Genomic DNA, 16,956 nt, shown 5'->3' with positions numbered 1-16,956 from the left:
GCGCCCATCTGGAACAATGAGGACCATGAGCACACCTTCGTCCGCCGACGCCCCCGAGACCACGACCACCCCGCCGTCCGCCGTCGTGCGCGCCGTCGTCCGTGGCGTACCGGACAAGGTCAGCACGGACGGGCTCGAGGACAAGTACGACGCCCGCTGGGACGCCGAGCAGACCTACGCCTTCGACCGCACGCGACCGCGCTCCGAGGTCTACTCGATCGACACACCGCCCCCCACGGTCTCCGGGTCGCTGCACGTCGGCCACGTGTTCTCCTACACGCACACGGACGTCGTCGCGCGCTACCAGCGCATGCGCGGCAAGGAGGTCTTCTACCCGATGGGGTGGGACGACAACGGCCTGCCCACCGAGCGCCGCGTCCAGAACTACTACGGCGTCCGCTGCGACCCCACCCTCCCCTACACCGACGGCTACGAGCCCCCGCACGAGGGCGGCGACGGCAAGTCGATCAAGGCGGCCGACCAGCAGCCGATCTCGCGGCGCAACTTCGTCGAGCTCTGCGAGCGCCTGACCGTCGAGGACGAGAAGCAGTTCGAGGCGCTCTGGCGCCGTCTGGGGCTGTCGGTGGACTGGAACCACCACTACCAGACCATCTCCGCGGACTCGCGGACCGTCGCCCAGAAGGCGTTTCTGCGCAACCTCCAGCGGGGCGAGGCCTACCAGGCCGAGGCTCCCGGACTCTGGGACGTCACGTTCCAGACCGCCGTCGCGCAGGCCGAGCTGGAGGCGCGCGACTACCCCGGGCACCTCCACCGCGTGGCGTTCCACCCGGTCTCGACAGGCTCGACCGACAAGACGACAGGCTCGACCGACGAGACGACAGGCTCGGCCGACAAGACGACAGGCTCGGCCGACAAGACGACAGGCTCGACCGACGAGACCACGGGCTCGACCGCCGCACCGATCTACATCGAGACCACGCGTCCCGAGCTCCTGCCGGCCTGTGTCGCGCTCATCGCGCACCCCGACGACGAGCGCTACCAGGGCCTGTTCGGCACCACCGTCCGCTCCCCGCTGTTCGACGTCGAGGTCCCGGTGCTCGCCCACCCCGCCGCCCAGGCCGACAAGGGTGCTGGCATCGCGATGTGCTGCACGTTCGGCGACCTCACCGACGTCCAGTGGTGGCGAGAGCTCGACCTGCCCATGCGCTCCGTCGTGCGACGCGACGGGCGTCTGAACGCCGAGCCCGCCCCCTGGATCACGAGCCCCGAGGGCGCCGCGCTCTTCGCGGAGCTCGGTGGCAAGACGACCTTCAGCGCCCGGGCGCTCGTCGTCGACGCGTTGCGTGAGTCGGGCGACCTCGACGGCGAACCCGTGGCCACGCAGCGCAAGGCGAACTTCTTCGAGAAGGGCGACAAGCCGCTGGAGATCGTGACGTCGCGCCAGTGGTACATCCGCAACGGTGGCAAGGACCTGACGCTGCGCAAGGACCTTCTGGCGCGCGGCGAGGAGATCCGGTTCCACCCGGACTTCATGAAGGTGCGGTACGAAAACTGGGTCGGCGGCCTCAACGGCGACTGGCTCGTCTCGCGCCAGCGCTTCTTCGGCGTCTCGATCCCGCTCTGGTACCCGGTCACGGACGGTGGCGACGTCAACCACGACGCCCCGATCGTGCCCGACGAGGCGTCGCTCCCCGTCGACCCGGCCTCCGACGTCCCACCGGGCTACACCGAGGACCAGCGTGGCGAGCCGGGCGGGTTCGTGGGCGAGGCCGACGTGATGGACACCTGGGCCACGTCGTCCCTGACACCCCAGATCGCGGGCGGCTGGGAGCGCGACGAGGACCTCTTCTCGCGCGTCTTCCCGATGGACCTGCGCCCGCAGGGCCAGGACATCATCCGGACGTGGCTCTTCTCGACGGTCGTGCGCTCGCACCTCGAGCACGGCAGCCTGCCCTGGGCGAACGCCGCGATCTCCGGCTGGATCCTCGACCCCGACCGCAAGAAGATGTCCAAGTCCAAGGGCAACGTGGTCACCCCCATGGGGCTGCTCGAGGAGCACGGGTCCGACGCCGTGCGCTACTGGGCCGCGTCGGCCCGCCTCGGGACGGACGCCGCGTTCGAGGTCGGTCAGATGAAGATCGGGCGCCGCCTGGCGATCAAGATCCTCAACGCCTCGAAGTTCGCCCTCGCGTTCGGCGGCGACGGCGAGATCGTCCTCGACCCGGCCCTCGTGACCGAGACGATCGACCGAGCGATGCTCGCCGGCCTGGCCGACGTCGTCGACAGGGCGACGGAGTCGCTCGAGACGTACGACCACACGCGCGCGCTCGAGACCGTCGAGACGTTCTTCTGGGCGTTCTGCGACGACTACCTCGAGCTGGTCAAGGACCGTGCCTACGGTGCGGGCGCCGAGGAGGAGGACCTGACGCAGGAGACCCGGTCCGCACGCGTCGCCCTGGCGCTCGGGCTGGACACCATGCTCCGGCTCTTCGCCCCCTACGTGCCGTTCGCGACCGAAGAGGTCTGGTCGTGGTGGCGCGAGGGTTCGGTCCACCGCGCTCCGTGGCCTTCGGCCGCGCCCCTGCGTGCCGCGGCCGAGGGCGCCGACCCCGAGGTCCTGGCCTACGCCGGCTACGCCCTCGCCGCCCTGCGTCGCCTCAAGTCCGAGGCGAAGGTCTCGATGAAGACCCCGATCCTCGCCGTGGAGCTCGCCGTGCCGGCAGCCGGCGTGAGCGGTGTCGAGGCATCCGCGGTCGACGTGCGCAACGGCGGCCGCGTGACCGGGGACCTCGTGATCGTCGAGACGACCGAGGGTCAGGGCGACGCTGCGGTCCAGGGCGGTCTCGTCGTCGTCTCGCACGAGCTCGGCGAGCCCGTCGTCCGCAAGAAGGGCTGACCGTGGCCGCATCGCCGGCTCTCCCCGCGGGTGCGGCCGGCGATGCACCCGAGCAGCGGCGGACGCTCGTCGTGCTCGTCTGCGCGCAGATCCTGTCGGGCGCCGGGCTGGCTGCCGGGATCACCGTCGGTGCGCTTCTCGCGCAGGAGATGCTCGGGTCGACGTCGCTCGCGGGGGTGCCGAGCACGCTGTTCACGCTCGGCTCGGCGCTTGCAGCCGTGTTCATCGGGGTCGCCTCGGGACGCTCTGGCCGTCGCGTGGGGCTCGCCGCGGGGTACGCCGTCGGGGCTCTCGGCAGCCTGGGGGTGATCGTCGCGGCGGTGACCGACTCGTCCCTGCTCCTCTTCGCGTCGCTCTTCGTCTACGGTGCCGGCAGCGCCGCGAACCTGCAGGCGCGCTATGCGGGGGCGGACCTCGCGGCCCCGTCACGGCGTGCCCGCGCGCTCTCGACCGTGCTCGTGGCGACGACGGTCGGCGCGGTCGTCGGTCCGACCCTGACCGGGCTGACCGGAGACATGGCCGTCGACTGGGGGCTGCCCCGGTTGGCCGGTCCCTTCGTGCTCGCGACGGTCGCGTACTCGTGCGCCGCGCTGGTTCTCTGGATCTTCCTGCGCCCCGACCCGCTCCTGCGAGCGCTCGAGATCTCGCGAGACGCCGACACGGGCACCGCCGGTGACCCGGGACCGTCCTCGATGCCCGTCGCCGCACCCGACACGGCCACGGCACCCCCCACCGTCACGGCGCGCAACCGCGGTGTGGCCCTCGGCGCGACCGTCATGGTCGTCACGCAGATCGTGATGGTCGCGATCATGACGATGACGCCGGTCCACATGGCCCACCATGGGCATGTCGGTGCGGTGGGACTGGTGATCGCGATCCACGTGGGTGCGATGTACCTCCCGTCCCCGCTATCCGGCCGACTGGTCGACCGCCACGGACCGCGGACGGTCGCGGTGCTGGCTGCCGTCACGCTGCTCGGCGCGGGCCTCGTCGCCGCCGTCTCCGGCAGCTCGGTGGTGCTCGTGGCGATCGGGCTGGCGCTGCTCGGCCTCGGATGGAGCCTCGGGCTCGTCGCGGGCACCACGCTCGTCACCGACGCCGCACCCCTCGCCACGCGCGCCCGGACCCAGGGCCGCGTAGACGTGCTCGTCGCGCTGGCGGGGGCGGCGGGCGGTGCGCTGTCCGGGGTCGTCGTCGCGGGCGCGTCGTACACGGGCCTGGCCCTGGCGGGCGGGGTGCTCGCGCTCGTCCTCGTCCCTGTCGTGGCACGCGCCGGCCGGCCACGCCCGTAAGCGCGACCGGCCGGCACGGCACAGGACTACGAGGCGGGACGCAACCGCTCCGCGTCGCCCGACATGCTCGGCGACGCGTCGTGCGGCGTGTCCTCGTCAGCCCATCGCAGCAGCGCGCCGACGCCGCCCGGCAGGTCGTGGCCGACCACGGTGACGCCCGCATCCTGCCCGAGGGCCGCACGCATCACCGCGACCGTCGCCGGCAGCTCCCGCACGTCGTCGGCGGCGATCCCGAGCGCCTCCACCTCCTCCTTCGACGAGGCCAGGTGCAACAGGTCAGGCCCCACCCAGAGGGAGTGCGTGTCGCCGTCGAGCGCCGAGGCCGTGATCACCAGCTCGCGCACCTGACCGCGCTGGAGGACGGTGACGGCGTCCGCGAGCGACGTCACGCCCCCGGCGTCGCGCGCCACCGCAGCCTGCAGCTCCTCGAACACGGACGTCCGACGGCTCTCCCGGACCTGCGCCAGCGCCTCGGCGATGTGCGCGTCGAACGACGCCTGGTTCACCCCGCTGTCCCGGGCACCGCCCTGGACGTCGACCAGAAGGTCGCCCGTCTTGCGGGTCGCCGCCCCCCGGACCAGGGCGCACGCCCGGACGTCGCCGCTGAGCAGCACGACCTCGGGACCGTGCTCCGCGACGATCCGGTCGACACGTGCGGCGATCGCCTCGGCGTTCCGCTCCCAGGAGTCCTCCGCCCGTCCTTCGACCCGCTTCTCCTCGTAGCGACCGACCTTGGCCTTGGTGACGGCGTCGTGGTCGCCCTCGACGCTGCTCCGCTCGACCTCGATCCCACCCGTTCCGGGCGTGCTGCGGTAGAGGTCCGCGCCGGTACGGTCGGCGACGACGAGCAGGTAGTTGACGGACTCGTCAGCGGCGCGCGCCGCGGGCCCGAGCTCGGGCGCCGCACCCCAGTGGCCCCGGGAGGCGGTCGGTGGAGCGGCGAGGATCCGGTCGACCAGGACGCCGTCCTCCGCCGTCGCGATGATGACGCGGCCGTGCGGGCCGTGCACGTGGGTGGGCCGCAGGGCACGATCCTCCAGGTCGGCGACCACCGCCGCCGGAGCTCCGGCCTTGTCGAGGTCGCGCACCACCGAGCGCCATCGCGCCCGGAGCTCCCGCTCCCCCGACTCACCGCCCCGGGAGACGTCGAGCGTGGCCGTCGCGAACGGTCCCGTGCTGCCGAGCAGGGGCTTGAGCCAATCGATCTTCATGCAGATCCCTCCGTCGCTGGCTGACCGTGCGGCGACGAGCCCGCACGGCCGAGGATCACTCCAGGGTGCGACACCTCGGTCGTCCATGCCAACGCTGGCGGCCGTCGCCCCACCGAGGTCAGGCGAAGAGGTCAGGACCGTCCGTGGACGAACCGTCCCGCTCGTCCGCGATCGAGCGGTGCTGACGCTTGACCTCTCCGACGATGAACTCGCGGAACTGCTCAGCGAACGCCGGGTCGAGGCCCGAGGCCTGGGCGATCGACCCGAGCCGCTCGATCTGCGCACGCTCGCGGCGCATGTCGGCCGGAGGCAGGCCCGCCTCCGCCTTCAGCTCACCGACCCGGCGGGTGCACTTGAAGCGCTCCGCGAGCAGGTGGACGATCGCCGCGTCGATGTTGTCGATGCTCCCGCGCAGCCGCAGGATCTCGGCAGGGATCTCGACGGCGGTGGTCGTGCGGACGGTGTCGGAGGTCGGTCGCTCATCCATGCCTCGATCGTAGAGGTGAGGCGCGTCCGTCCGACGCCAGACGGTAAGGTCGGACATCGTGCAACCACCCATCGCGCCCCAGCCGCAGAGCGTCTCGCCCAGCCTCGTCGAGGTCGGGCCACGGACCACCATCTCCGACCTCCTCGCCGACCGGGTGCGCACCCGGGGCGACGAGACACTCGTGGAGGTCCGTGCGGAGTCCGGCGCGTGGGAGCCCACGACGGCAACGGAGTTCGCCGAGCAGGTCCGCGCGGTCTCCCACGGCTTCCTGGGACTCGGCCTGCAGAAAGGCGACCGGGTCGCGATCATGTCGCGGACCCGCTACGAGTGGATGCTGCTCGACTTCGCCGCCTGGGACGCCGGTCTGGTCCCGGTCCCCGTCTACGAGACGTCCTCCCCGGAACAGGTTCGTTGGATCCTCGAGGACTCCGGAGCCCGCGTCGTCGTCACCGAGACGACCGCGCACGCCGCGGCGATCGCCGAGGTCCGCGACCGGCTCCCCTCCGTCGAGCGGGTCCTGGTCCTTGAGGACGGGGCGATCGACACGCTCGTCGCCGCCGGCGCGGACGTCGACCCCGAGCGGGCCGTCCGCCGTCGGAACGCCGCCCAGCGGGACGACATCGCCACGATCATCTACACGTCGGGTTCGACCGGGCGCCCGAAGGGCGTCGAGCTGAGCCACGGCAACTTCGTCTATCTCGCGCTGAACGGTGTCCAGGGCCTCAGCGAGATCGTCTCGCCCCCAGGCTCGCGCACGCTCCTCTTCCTGCCGCTCGCGCACGTCTTCGCGCGCTACATCCAGGTGATGGCGGTGGCGTCGCCCGGTGTCGTCGGCCACTCCCCCGACACCAAGCAGCTGCTGTCAGACCTGACGACGTTCAGGCCGACCTATCTGCTCGCGGTCCCCCGGATCTTCGAGAAGGTCTACGCGGGTGCCGAGCAGAAGGCGGGGACCGGGCTCAAGGGGAAGGTCTTCCGCTGGGCTGCACGGGCGTCACGGGACTTCTCGCACGCGCTGGACGAAGGCTCGGTGAGCGTCGGCGTCCGCGCCCGGCACGCGGTCGCGGGCAAGCTCGTCCTCGGCACGCTCCGCGAGGCTCTCGGCGGACAGGCCCGCTTCGCGATCTCGGGAGGTGCACCGCTCGGCGACGACCTCGCCCACTTCTTCCGTGGTGCAGGCCTGACGATCCTCGAGGGCTACGGACTGACGGAGACGACGGCTCCGACAGCGGTCGCCCGCCCGGGTCACACCCGGGTCGGAACCGTCGGGCAGGCGTTCCCCGGCGCCTCGCTGCGTGTGGCGGACAGCGGCGAGCTGCAGGTCTCCGGCGGCCACGTCTTCCAGGGGTACCGCAACCAGCCCGAGCTCACCGCCGAGGTGTTCGACGGCGAGTGGTTCCGCACGGGAGACCTGGGCAGGATCGACGAGGACGGCTACGTCAGCATCGTCGGCCGTCTCAAGGAGATCATCGTGACCGCGGGCGGGAAGAACGTCGCACCGGCACCCCTCGAGGACCGTCTCCGTCACCATGCCCTCGTCGGCCAGGCGGTCGTCGTCGGCGACCAGCGCCCGTTCGTGGGAGCACTCGTGACGATCGACCCCGACGGCATCGCCCACTGGTGCGCGACGCAGGGAATCCCGGCGATGGACGTCGAGACGGCGCGGACGCATCCGGCGGTTCTCGCCGAGCTCGACGCCGCGATGGCACACGCCAACGAGCTGGTCTCCCGCGCGGAGTCGGTCCGGAAGATCCGCGTCCTCGACACGGACCTCACCGAGGAGAACGGGTACCTCACCCCGTCGCTGAAGGTGAAGCGCCACCTCGTGCTCGACGACTTCGCGGACGAGATCGAGGCACTCTACGCACCTCGCTAGGGCGAGTGGCGGGTCCGGCCGCGGTGTGTCGACCGCGCCGGACCGGTCAGGCGGACTTCTCGCGGGGCTCCCGCTTGGCGTCACGCGGGACGATGGTGGGGTTGACGTTCTCGAGGACGACGTCGCGGGTGATCACGACCCGCTCCACGTCGTCCCGGCTCGGCATGTCGAACATGATCTGCTGCAGGACCTCTTCGAGGATCGCGCGCAGGCCACGCGCCCCGGTGCCGCGCAGCAACGCCTGGTCGGCGATCGCCTCGATCGCGCCGGTCTCGAACTCGAGCTCCGCCCCGTCGATCTCGAACATGCGCTGGTACTGCTTGACCAGGGCGTTCTTCGGCTCCGTGAGGATCTTGACGAGCGCTTCCTGGTCCAGCGGCGAGACGGCGGCGATCACCGGGAGTCGCCCGATGAACTCGGGGATCAGCCCGTACTTCTGCAGGTCCTCGGGACGGACCTCGGAGAACAGGTCCGCGCTGTCGTCGGTCTCCATCGGCGCACCGAAGCCGATACCGCGCTTGCGGACCCGCTGGCCCACGATGTCGTCCAGGCCGGCGAACGCCCCGGCGACGATGAACAGGACGTTGGTCGTGTCGATCTGGATGAAGTCCTGGTGGGGGTGCTTGCGTCCACCCTGGGGCGGGACGGAGGCCGTCGTGCCCTCGATGATCTTGAGCAGCGCCTGCTGCACTCCCTCGCCGGAGACGTCGCGCGTGATCGACGGGTTCTCGGCCTTGCGTGCGACCTTGTCGACCTCGTCGATGTAGATGATCCCGGTCTCCGCCTTCTTCGTGTCGAAGTCGGCGGCCTGGATCAGCTTCAGCAGGATGTTCTCGACGTCCTCGCCGACGTACCCCGCCTCCGTGAGCGCGGTCGCGTCGGCGATCGCGAACGGCACGTTCAGCATCTTCGCCAAGGTCTGGGCGAGGTAGGTCTTGCCGGTCCCGGTGGGACCGATCAGGAGGATGTTGGACTTCGCGATCTCGACGGCGGAGTCGTCGTGCACGGTCCCCGGCGCCTGCGCTGCCTGGATCCGCTTGTAGTGGTTGTAGACGGCGACCGCGAGGGCCTTCTTCGCCTGGTCCTGGCCGATGATGTAGTCCTCGAGGAACGAGAAGATCTCCCGAGGCTTCGGCAGGTCGACCAGCCCGAGCTCGGCGGCCTCGGTGAGCTCCTCGGTGAGGATCTCGTTGCACAGCTCGATGCACTCGTCGCAGATGTACACGCCGGGGCCGGCGATCAGCTTCTTGACCTGCTTTTGCGACTTCCCGCAGAACGAGCACTTCAACAGTTCTGCGCCGTCCGAGATCCGAGCCACGCTATATCTCCTCGCCTGGTCGACCGCTTGTCGTCGATCGTCTTCCCATTGCACACCACCGGGCGCCCGTTGTCACAAGGCGCACCGGTGGTGGCTGGGGTTTTGCCCGGATCTGTCGGTCAGGGCTTGTTGATCTTGACCGGCTTGCGGCTCTCGAGGACCTGGTCGACCAGGCCGTAGTCCTTGGCCTGCGCGGCCGTGAGGATCTTGTCGCGCTCGATGTCCTCCTGGACCTGCTCGAGCGTGCGGCCGGAGTGCAGCGAGAGCGTGCCCTCGAGCCACTCGCGCATGCGGATCAGCTCGTTCGCGTGGATCTCGATGTCGGAGGCCTGCGCGTACCCGCCGCCCTCCATCGCCGGCTGGTGGATCAGGACGCGGGCGTTCGGGAGCGCGAGACGCTTGCCCGGGTGTCCGGCGGCGAGCAGCACGGCGGCGGCGGACGCGGCCTGCCCGAGGCAGACCGTCTGGATCTCCGGCTTGATGTACTGCATCGTGTCGTACAGCGCCGTCATCGCGGTGAAGGAACCACCGGGCGAGTTGATGTAGAGGATGATGTCGCGGTCGGGGTCGGAGCTCTCGAGGACGAGGAGCTGTGCCATGACGTCGTCCGCCGAGGCGTCGTCGACCTGGACGCCCAGGAAGATGATGCGGTCCTCGAACAGCTTGGTGTAGGGGTCCTGGCGCTTGTACCCGTACGCCGTGCGCTCCTCGTACTGGGGCAGGACGTAGCGGTTGGACGGCGCGCCGTAGGGCATGGCGCGGCCGCCGCTCGGCAGGCCGGCAGGCCCGGCGAGGCGCTGCGCGGTGTTGATGTACTGGGACTCGATGCTCACGGGTTCTCCTCAGCAGGTGTGGTGGGTGTGCGGCGGGGGCGTCGGGCCGTCAGGCTCCGGTGCCGCCTCCACCTGCGACCGAGTCCGCGTGCTCGACGACGTGGTCGACGAACCCGTACTCCAGTGCCTCGGACGCCGTGAACCAGTTGTCCCGGTCGTTGTCCTTGTTGATCTGCTCGACCGTCTTGCCGGTCTGCTCGGCGGTGAGCTCCGAGAGCACCCGCTTCATGTGCATGATCAGCTGGGCGTTGATGCGAACGTCCGTCGCCGTGCCGCCGATGCCGCCCGACGGCTGGTGCATCATCACTCGTGCGTGCGGCGTCGCGTAGCGCTTGCCCTTGGCCCCCGAGGAGAGCAGGAACTGCCCCATCGACGCGGCCATGCCCATCGCCACGGTCGCGACGTCCGGCTGGATGAACTGCATCGTGTCGTAGATCGCCATGCCGGCGGTGATCGAACCACCGGGCGAGTTGATGTACAGGAAGATGTCCTTCTCGGGATCTTCCGCTGCAAGAAGCATCATCTGCGCGCAGATCGCGTTCGCGTTCTCGTCGCGCACCTCCGACCCGAGCCAGATGATGCGCTCCTTGAGAAGCCGGTTGTAGATCGAGTCGTTGAGCCCGAGTCCTGAGCCCTCGGCCCGTGCCATCGGCAGCTGGTCGTTCACGTCCGTCTCCCTCGTCATCGTCTCGTCACGGGCACCCCGTGGCGGCGTGACGGTGCGATCGGGACTCCCCGGTACGCACCGTGTGCAGTGACCCTAACGCGCGGGGCCCGCGGTTATCGTCCTGATCCGCGCCCGTTTCGCTGTCGGCGCACGCCGCACGCCGATCCGGACGCACCAGGACGACGGACGGCCCCCGCCCCCGTGGGGGCGAGAGCCGTCCGGCTGGTCGTCGTGCTCAGGCCTTGGCGTCCTCGGCCGACTCCTCGGTGGCGTCCGCGGCCTCGGCAGCGTCGTCCTCGTCCGACCCGATGAACTCGGAGAGGTCGACGACCTCGCCGGCCTCGTCCTTGACGACGACGTCGCGCAGGGCGACGGCGAGAGCCTTGGACCGGGCGACCTCGCCGACCATCGCGGGGATCTGGCCGTTCTGGTCGAGCGTCTGGATGAACTGGTTCGGGTCCATGCCGTACTGACGCGACGCGCTCACGAGGTACTCGAGCAGCTCGTTCTGAGCGACCTGGATCTCGAGCTTCTCGGCGAGCGTGTCCAGCAGGATCTGGTTGCGCAGGGCCTCGGTCGCCTGCTCGGTGACCTCGGCGCGGTGCTCCTCGTCCTCGAGGCGGTTCTCGCCCTCGAGGTGACGGTGGACCTCGGCCTCGACCGCACCGGACGGCACGGGGATCTCGGTCTTCTCGACGAGGTGCTCGAGCAGTGCGTCACGCGCGGCGACGGCCTGGTTCGAGGTCTTGGCGTCGGCGACCTGCTTGCGCAGGTCGTCCTTCAGCTCGTCGATCGTGTCGAACTCGGAGGCGAGCTGGGCGAAGGCGTCGTCCGACTCCGGGAGCTCACGCTGCTTGACGGCGGTGGCCGTGACGGTGACGTCGGCCTCCTTGCCCTCGTGGTCGCCACCGGCGAGCGGCGCCTTGAAGGTGGTGGTCTCCTCGGCCGAGAGGCCCGTGAGCGCCTCGTCGAGGCCCTCGAGCATGTTGCCCGAGCCGATCTCGTAGCTGACGCCCGAGACCGAGTCCACCTCTTCGTCGTCGATGACGGCCTTGAGGTCGAGGACGACGAAGTCGCCCTCGGCGGCGGGACGGTCGACACCGACGAGGGTGCCGAAACGCTCGCGGAGCGACTCGAGACGCTCGTCGACGTCCTCGTCTCTGACCTCGCCGGCCTCGACGGTGAGCTCCAGGCCCTCGAGCTCCGGCAGCTCGAGCTCCGGGCGGACCTCGACCTCGGCCGTGAACTTCAGCGGGCCCTCGGCCTCGATCGGCACCTCGGTGACCTCGACGTCCGGCTGGCCCAGCGGGCGCAGCGACGTCTCGGAGATGGCCTGACGGTAGAAGTTGGGCAGACCCTCGTTGACGGCGTGCTCCAGCACGGCCGGGCGACCGACGCGCTGGTCGATGATCCGCGCCGGCACCTTCCCCTTGCGGAAGCCAGGAATGTTGACCTGCTCCGCGATGTGCTCGTAGGCGTGGTCGATGCTGGGCTTCAGCTCGGCGTACTCCACCTCGACGGTCAGCTTGACCTTGGTGGGCTCCAGGGTCTCGACGGCGCTCTTCACTTCGATGATCTCCAACTGATCGGGGCCGGCCGGGTACGGCTCGGTAGGTCGTTCGACATGCACGCCCGGGCGGTTCGTCGACTGCCACGACGTGGCGGACTGAATAGGTGCACGGGCAACCGTTACATCCTACGGCATCAGGAACGCGGTGTCCCGAACGCCTGGGTGGCCAGCAGCTTGCTCTCCAGCTCGCCCGTGAGCAGGCCCGTCGTCGTCCAGGTCAGGTGGCTCGCGTCCCGGTACATCAGGACTCCCCCGAGCACCGCCTGGCAGGTCTCGCTCGGGCAGAGGCTCGCGCTCATGTCGACACCCTCGACGCCCGGCTCGTCGCCGAGGACCGCACGCAGGAGCAGCGGGTCCGGGGCCAGCGACGCCGAGCGGGAGAACTCGCACCGCGACCAGTCCTCGACGTGCTCCGAGATGCAGCCCGGCACGTCGAAGTCGGGCACCGGGACGTCGCGGACGTACACCACAGGGATGTCCGCCGACCGGAAGGCGTCCAGCGTCCGGTCCCACGCGTCGTCGCGCAGGATCTCGGCCTGCGGCTTGAAGAAGTAGGACGTGGACGTCGAGACGACGACGACGTCGGCCTCCTCGCCGATGCGGGGCAGCTGGGCGGCACGCCACCGTTCGCAGTCGACCGACTCGGCGGTGAACCGCTGCGGGATGTCCGCGGCCGAGCAGCCGCCCTTGGTGACGATCGTCAGCCTCCACCCGTGGTCCTCGGCGATGGTGCGCATCGCCCCGCTCCACTGGAAGGCCTTGGAGTCGCCGAAGAGGACGACGTCGAGACCGTCGTCGGGTCCGGTGGTGCACTCCTCGTGCCAGGTCAGGTCCAGCTCGCTCATCGGCGACAGACAGGGGTACTCGAGCGGGGGCGCGTCGGCGGCCGCTTCCCCGGGACCGGGGGTCGTCGGACCACCCGTCAGAGCCGCGGCCTCCGGGGTCAGGACGTCGGAGAGGGACGTCCCCTCGAGCGTGCCCGAGGCCTGGGCAAGGTCCTCGTAGACGTCCGAACCCAGTCCGAGGCCGGCGCCGAGGGCCACGAGGACGCCCGAGACCCCGACGGCGTAGGAGTGAGCGGGGCGCAGAAGGACGACGCGGGATCTGCGGACCCGGTTCTCGACGGTCTCCATCAGACCGTAGGCGAGCACGCCGGCCACCAGGGTGAGGACCACGAGCGTCGGCCAACGGAGGTCACCCAGGACCGCCTCGGCAAGTACGACGACGGGCCAGTGCGTGAGGTACCAGGAGAACGACAGTCGGCCGACCCACCGCACCGGCGGCGCCGCGAGGAGGATGCCCGCTCCGACCAGTCCGCCGGCGCCCGCGGCGAGGATCGCGACCGTCCCGAGCGTCGGCAGCAGCGCGGCCGTTCCCGGGAACGGCGTCTCCTCGTCGAGGACGACGGCAGCGACGACGACGGCCGCGACACCGACCCACACGAGCACCGAACGCACGCGCGGCACACCGCTGCCCCGGCGGCCGTGGAGCGCGAGCGCGGCGATCCCGCCCGCCCCGAGCTGCCACGCCCGCGTGAGAGGCGACATGTACGCCGAGCCGGGGTCCGCCGTCGTGAGGACCAGGGAGTAGAGGAACGACGCGACCGACACGCCCACGACGACCGTCCCTGCCACCGCGACGGGCGACCACCCGGCACGACGGGCGACGAACGCGGCGCCGAGGAGAAGCAGGGGGAAGACCAGGTAGAACTGCTCCTCGACCGCCAGGGACCAGTAGTGCAGCACCGGGCTCGGGGCTGCGTCGGCCGTCATGTAGTCGGTCTCCTGGGAGATGAACCGCAGGTTGGCCACCTGGAGCGCCGCGGCGACGACGTCGATCATGGTCTCGCGCACGCGGAGCGGGGGAAGCAGGAGCCAGGCAGCCACCGCGGTGGCCACGAGAACGGCCGAGGCCGCCGGGAGGATGCGGCGCGCACGGGCCGCCAGGAACGAGCCGAGGGCGATCGTCCCGGTGGTCGAGAGCTCGCGCAGGAGCATGCCCGTGATGAGGAAGCCCGAGATGACGAAGAAGACGTCCACGCCGACGTAGCCCCCGCCGATCCCGGGCACACCGGCGTGGAAGAGCAGGACCAGCACGACCGCGAGCCCGCGAAGACCCTCGACGTCGGCGCGGAACCGCGAGTCCCGGGTCACAGCGAACCGAGCAGCGGGTCGAAGGCACCGAGGGCGAGAAGCGCGCCGAAAGCCATGGCCACGGTCACGAAGATCGCGACCGGCCAGGGCAGCCCGCCGCTCCGACGACGCTCGACGGGCCGGAGCACGTCGTCGGGCACGGCTGAGTCGACGAACGGGACGTGGGGGCGGTCTGGCGATCTCATCGGGTGCTCCGTGCGTGGTGGCAGGTGTGTCGGGCGGCGCAGGACGTGCGTGACGGGCGGGGTGTTCGAGGTCTAGGGCGCGAGGCCGGCGCGCGCGTGCCGCGGCACCGTCGTGCCGCTCCTGACCTGCGCCGACGCGCGCGGCGAGAACCCGCGAGGTCGCACGATGCGCAGACCGTCGACGATCAGCGGGACCGCGAGCCACGTGTATCCGGCCGCCAACGCCGCCATGCCCCAGAACTGGGCGAGCCCGTACGTCGCGACTCCGACGACGACTCCTCCGAGCCACGCGACCACCCCGACGGTCAACGTCGTGACCATCACCCGGGCGATCGAGCGGGCGAGCGCGCTCGACCCGCCACCCGAGCCGGTCGGCACCCATCCGGCGTAGTTCCCGCGGATCGCGTGCGCGAGGACGAGCAGGTGCGCAAAGCTCTGGGCGAGCTGGACGCGCAGGACCTCGATGCGCCAGTGCGAGCGGTGCACCACCGGGAACAGGACGGTCATCACCCAGAGGCTCGGGAGCAGGAGCAGCAGGTGCGCGGGGAGGACGTCCTGCGGGTAGATCCAGCACATCACCACGGAGGGCACGAAGATGTTCAGCGCGAGCGCCGAGGTCTCTGTGTAGTAGCAGAGCCCGGCCCAGAGGGCGGCTCGCTGGATCCGGCGGAGTCCTCGCAGGTCGTTCTCACGGTCCGTGACCATGGCCACGGTGCCGTTCGCCCAGCGGTACTGCTGGGTGAGGAACGGACCGAGCTCGTCGGGGCACAGCCCCTTGGCGAGTCGCAGCGGGACGAATCTGGTCTCGAACCCGGCGCGCATGAGCCAGATGCCGGTGTAGAGGTCCTCGCTGTGGTCGATCTCCGGGAATCCGCCGATCAGCTCCAGCGCGCTGCGCCGGTACAGGGCGTTCGTCCCGCAGCACACGGTCGCGCCGATCCGGTCCCTGGAGGGTTGCACCCAGCGGTAGAAGATCTCCTGGGTCGCTCCTGCGGTGCGTTGGAGCCAGCCCATCGACGGGTCCGTGTCGAAGTCCTGCGGACTCTGGACGATCCCGACCTCGGGGTCGTCCAGGTACGGCACGAGCTGCCGGAGGAAGTCGGGCCGCGGACAGAAGTCTGCGTCGAAGATCGCGATGACGTCGGCCTCGCTGACGGCGAAGGCCGAGCGAAGGTTCCCCGCCTTCTTGAGGCGCCCCCGGTCCGGCCGGACGCGGTACCGGAACCCGTAGCGCTCTGCGAGCCGCGCGACGTGCGGGTCGGCCCCGTCGTCGAGGACCCAGACGGTCAGGCCACCGGTCCAGTAGAGCTGCTCCACGTGGGCGAACGTGTTCTCGAGCACCTCGAGGTCCTCGCCGCAGACGGGGACGAAGACATCGACCGACGGCACCTTCTCCCGCGCCCATCGCCGCACGAGACGCAGGTGCGACTCGGCCGAGACACGTGGCCTGCGGATGCCCGTGACCACCCAGAGGAGGAGGCTGACGGCCGTCAGGGCGAGAGTGAGGTAGAGCGGCCAGAGCCAGGGTGCCCGGCCGGCGAAGAGTGCGAGGCTCACGAGCACGGGCAGGCTGGCCGCCGCGGCGACGGGCTGCACCCACGGCCGCACGGGCCCGAGGTCGCGGAACGCCTCGACGTCGGTGGGCGGACTCGGCAGAGCACGGCGCCCGCCGGCTCTCATCTCGTCTCGTGTCATCTCGGTCCCTCGGTCCAGGCCCCGCGTCGCGCGGGGCGGCACCGCGACGTCGTCGGCCCGGCTCGTTGTGTATGAGAGGGACGCTAACGAACATCTCGAGCGTGGGAGCGCTCCTTCAGCAATACCGCTTAGTGGCTTTCACGTAGTGAGACTACTTATGCGCAGTTTCAACCATCTATCCACTCCTCCATGTCGACCACGCACCGGATTCCGGCCCCGACCCCGGGCACGAAAAAGGCCGGACCGACGATGTCGTCGATCCGGCCTCGCGGCGCTCTCGCACCGAGCCGTCGGGGTGACAGGATTTGAACCTGCGACCTTCCGCTCCCAAAGCGGACGCGCTACCAACCTGCGCCACACCCCGGCTCGCCCTCGGAGAACCGCGGGCGGCCCGAGTCTAACCGCTCGCCCCTCGAGTCAGGACCACCGCCCGGATGCTGGCATCGGCCGCGGCGTTTGCTAAGGTGTCCACGTTCCTGGCGCTCCGGCGCCGGTTCGCGGGTGTAGCTCAATGGTAGAGCCTCAGTCTTCCAAACTGATCACGCGAGTTCGATTCTCGTCACCCGCTCCCCTCCCTCTCCGCGCGGCCACGGCCGCGCATGAACCGGCCCGCCGAGGTCAGGCGCCGCAGGTGCGGCCCACCGGCGTCCCGGCGTCCGGGAATGAGACGCCGTTGCGGACGGTTACAGCCCTCGCTAGTGTCGGCCGCGAGTTCCGCCCTCGAGTCACCGCTCGGTCGGCGCGAGCCGCGCACGACCACCGCCGCACGATCGGAGGGATCGAGGATGTACGAGCACTCAGCCGTCTCACCT

12 protein-coding genes and 2 tRNA genes are annotated in these 16,956 nt (G+C 70.5%); 4 read left to right on the top strand and 10 right to left on the bottom strand.

Features of this window, described 5'->3' with window-relative positions; all coding sequences use genetic code 11:
- Positions 1 to 25 precede the first annotated feature (25 nt).
- Entirely contained in the window at positions 26 to 2,857 is a 2,832-nt protein-coding gene (gene valS, locus Q343_RS0105145) for a valine--tRNA ligase (protein ID WP_081829615.1), read from the top strand.
- A gap of 2 nt (positions 2,858 to 2,859) precedes the next feature.
- Complete coding sequence (locus tag Q343_RS0105140; protein WP_211248964.1) at positions 2,860 to 4,149, top strand: MFS transporter; 1,290 nt, start codon at positions 2,860 to 2,862, stop codon at positions 4,147 to 4,149.
- A 26-nt stretch (positions 4,150 to 4,175) separates the two neighbouring features.
- On the opposite strand, the gene Q343_RS0105135 is transcribed toward Q343_RS0105140, so the two are convergent.
- Positions 4,176 to 5,360: a baeRF2 domain-containing protein gene (locus tag Q343_RS0105135; protein WP_029252512.1), complete on the bottom strand. Its 1,185-nt coding sequence runs from the start codon at positions 5,358 to 5,360 to the stop codon at positions 4,176 to 4,178.
- A gap of 118 nt (positions 5,361 to 5,478) precedes the next feature.
- The gene (locus Q343_RS13865; protein ID WP_052366933.1) at positions 5,479 to 5,847 is read right to left on the bottom strand and encodes a chorismate mutase; all 369 of its coding nucleotides are present in this window, start codon (positions 5,845 to 5,847) and stop codon (positions 5,479 to 5,481) included.
- Between the two features lie 58 nt (positions 5,848 to 5,905).
- Between Q343_RS13865 and Q343_RS0105125 the strand changes: the two genes are divergently transcribed.
- Entirely contained in the window at positions 5,906 to 7,723 is a 1,818-nt protein-coding gene (locus tag Q343_RS0105125) for an AMP-dependent synthetase/ligase (protein ID WP_248616739.1), read from the top strand.
- Between the two features lie 46 nt (positions 7,724 to 7,769).
- Here Q343_RS0105125 and clpX read toward each other — a convergent pair whose 3' ends face one another.
- The 8 genes from clpX to Q343_RS0105085 all read right to left on the bottom strand — a co-directional run bounded on the left by clpX (position 7,770) and on the right by Q343_RS0105085 (position 16,508).
- Positions 7,770 to 9,041 carry an ATP-dependent Clp protease ATP-binding subunit ClpX gene (clpX, locus tag Q343_RS0105120; protein ID WP_029252509.1) on the bottom strand — a complete coding sequence of 424 codons (1,272 nt, stop codon included), beginning with the start codon at positions 9,039 to 9,041 and terminating at the stop codon, positions 7,770 to 7,772.
- Positions 9,042 to 9,160: 119 nt separating this feature from the next.
- Positions 9,161 to 9,874, bottom strand: a complete 714-nt coding sequence (locus Q343_RS0105115; protein ID WP_029252508.1) for an ATP-dependent Clp protease proteolytic subunit — start codon at positions 9,872 to 9,874, stop codon at positions 9,161 to 9,163.
- 49 nt (positions 9,875 to 9,923) lie between these two features.
- Positions 9,924 to 10,559 (bottom strand): ATP-dependent Clp protease proteolytic subunit, encoded by a 636-nt coding sequence (locus Q343_RS0105110; RefSeq protein WP_029252507.1) that lies wholly within the window; start codon positions 10,557 to 10,559, stop codon positions 9,924 to 9,926.
- Positions 10,560 to 10,776: 217 nt separating this feature from the next.
- On the bottom strand, positions 10,777 to 12,108 hold the full coding sequence (gene tig, locus Q343_RS0105105) for a trigger factor (protein WP_029252506.1): 1,332 nt from the start codon (positions 12,106 to 12,108) through the stop codon (positions 10,777 to 10,779).
- Positions 12,109 to 12,245: 137 nt separating this feature from the next.
- Positions 12,246 to 14,264 (bottom strand): acyltransferase family protein, encoded by a 2,019-nt coding sequence (locus tag Q343_RS0105100; protein WP_052366866.1) that lies wholly within the window; start codon positions 14,262 to 14,264, stop codon positions 12,246 to 12,248.
- A complete protein-coding gene (locus Q343_RS15265; RefSeq protein ID WP_162175461.1) occupies positions 14,261 to 14,449 on the bottom strand; it encodes a hypothetical protein in 189 nt (62 codons plus the stop codon). Before Q343_RS15265 ends, Q343_RS0105100 begins: the two co-directional genes overlap by 4 nt.
- 72 nt (positions 14,450 to 14,521) lie before the next feature.
- The gene (locus tag Q343_RS0105090; RefSeq protein WP_211248963.1) at positions 14,522 to 16,144 is read right to left on the bottom strand and encodes a glycosyltransferase family 2 protein; all 1,623 of its coding nucleotides are present in this window, start codon (positions 16,142 to 16,144) and stop codon (positions 14,522 to 14,524) included.
- Between the two features lie 290 nt (positions 16,145 to 16,434).
- Positions 16,435 to 16,508 (bottom strand) — tRNA-Pro (locus Q343_RS0105085).
- A gap of 133 nt (positions 16,509 to 16,641) precedes the next feature.
- Here Q343_RS0105085 and Q343_RS0105080 point away from each other — a divergent pair.
- Positions 16,642 to 16,712, top strand: a tRNA-Gly gene (locus Q343_RS0105080).
- Positions 16,713 to 16,956 lie beyond the last annotated feature (244 nt).

This window comes from Paraoerskovia marina DSM 21750 (genome assembly GCF_000701465.1).
Taxonomy (GTDB): Bacteria; Actinomycetota; Actinomycetes; order Actinomycetales; family Cellulomonadaceae; genus Paraoerskovia; species Paraoerskovia marina.
The sequence above is the reverse complement of the archived record's forward strand: the minus strand, read 5'-3'. Positions and strand labels throughout refer to the sequence as shown.

What these genes read in the sequence shown, in the direction of transcription:
- valS (WP_081829615.1), top strand. Translation starts at nt 26, where the DNA reads ATGAGCACACCTTCGTCCGCCGACGCCCCCGAGACCACGACCACCCCG.
- Q343_RS0105135 (WP_029252512.1), bottom strand. Translation starts at nt 5,360, where the DNA reads ATGAAGATCGATTGGCTCAAGCCCCTGCTCGGCAGCACGGGACCGTTC.
- Q343_RS13865 (WP_052366933.1), bottom strand. Translation starts at nt 5,847, where the DNA reads ATGGATGAGCGACCGACCTCCGACACCGTCCGCACGACCACCGCCGTC.
- Q343_RS0105110 (WP_029252507.1), bottom strand. Translation starts at nt 10,559, where the DNA reads ATGACGAGGGAGACGGACGTGAACGACCAGCTGCCGATGGCACGGGCC.
- Q343_RS15265 (WP_162175461.1), bottom strand. Translation starts at nt 14,449, where the DNA reads ATGAGATCGCCAGACCGCCCCCACGTCCCGTTCGTCGACTCAGCCGTG.
- Q343_RS0105090 (WP_211248963.1), bottom strand. Translation starts at nt 16,144, where the DNA reads ATGACACGAGACGAGATGAGAGCCGGCGGGCGCCGTGCTCTGCCGAGT.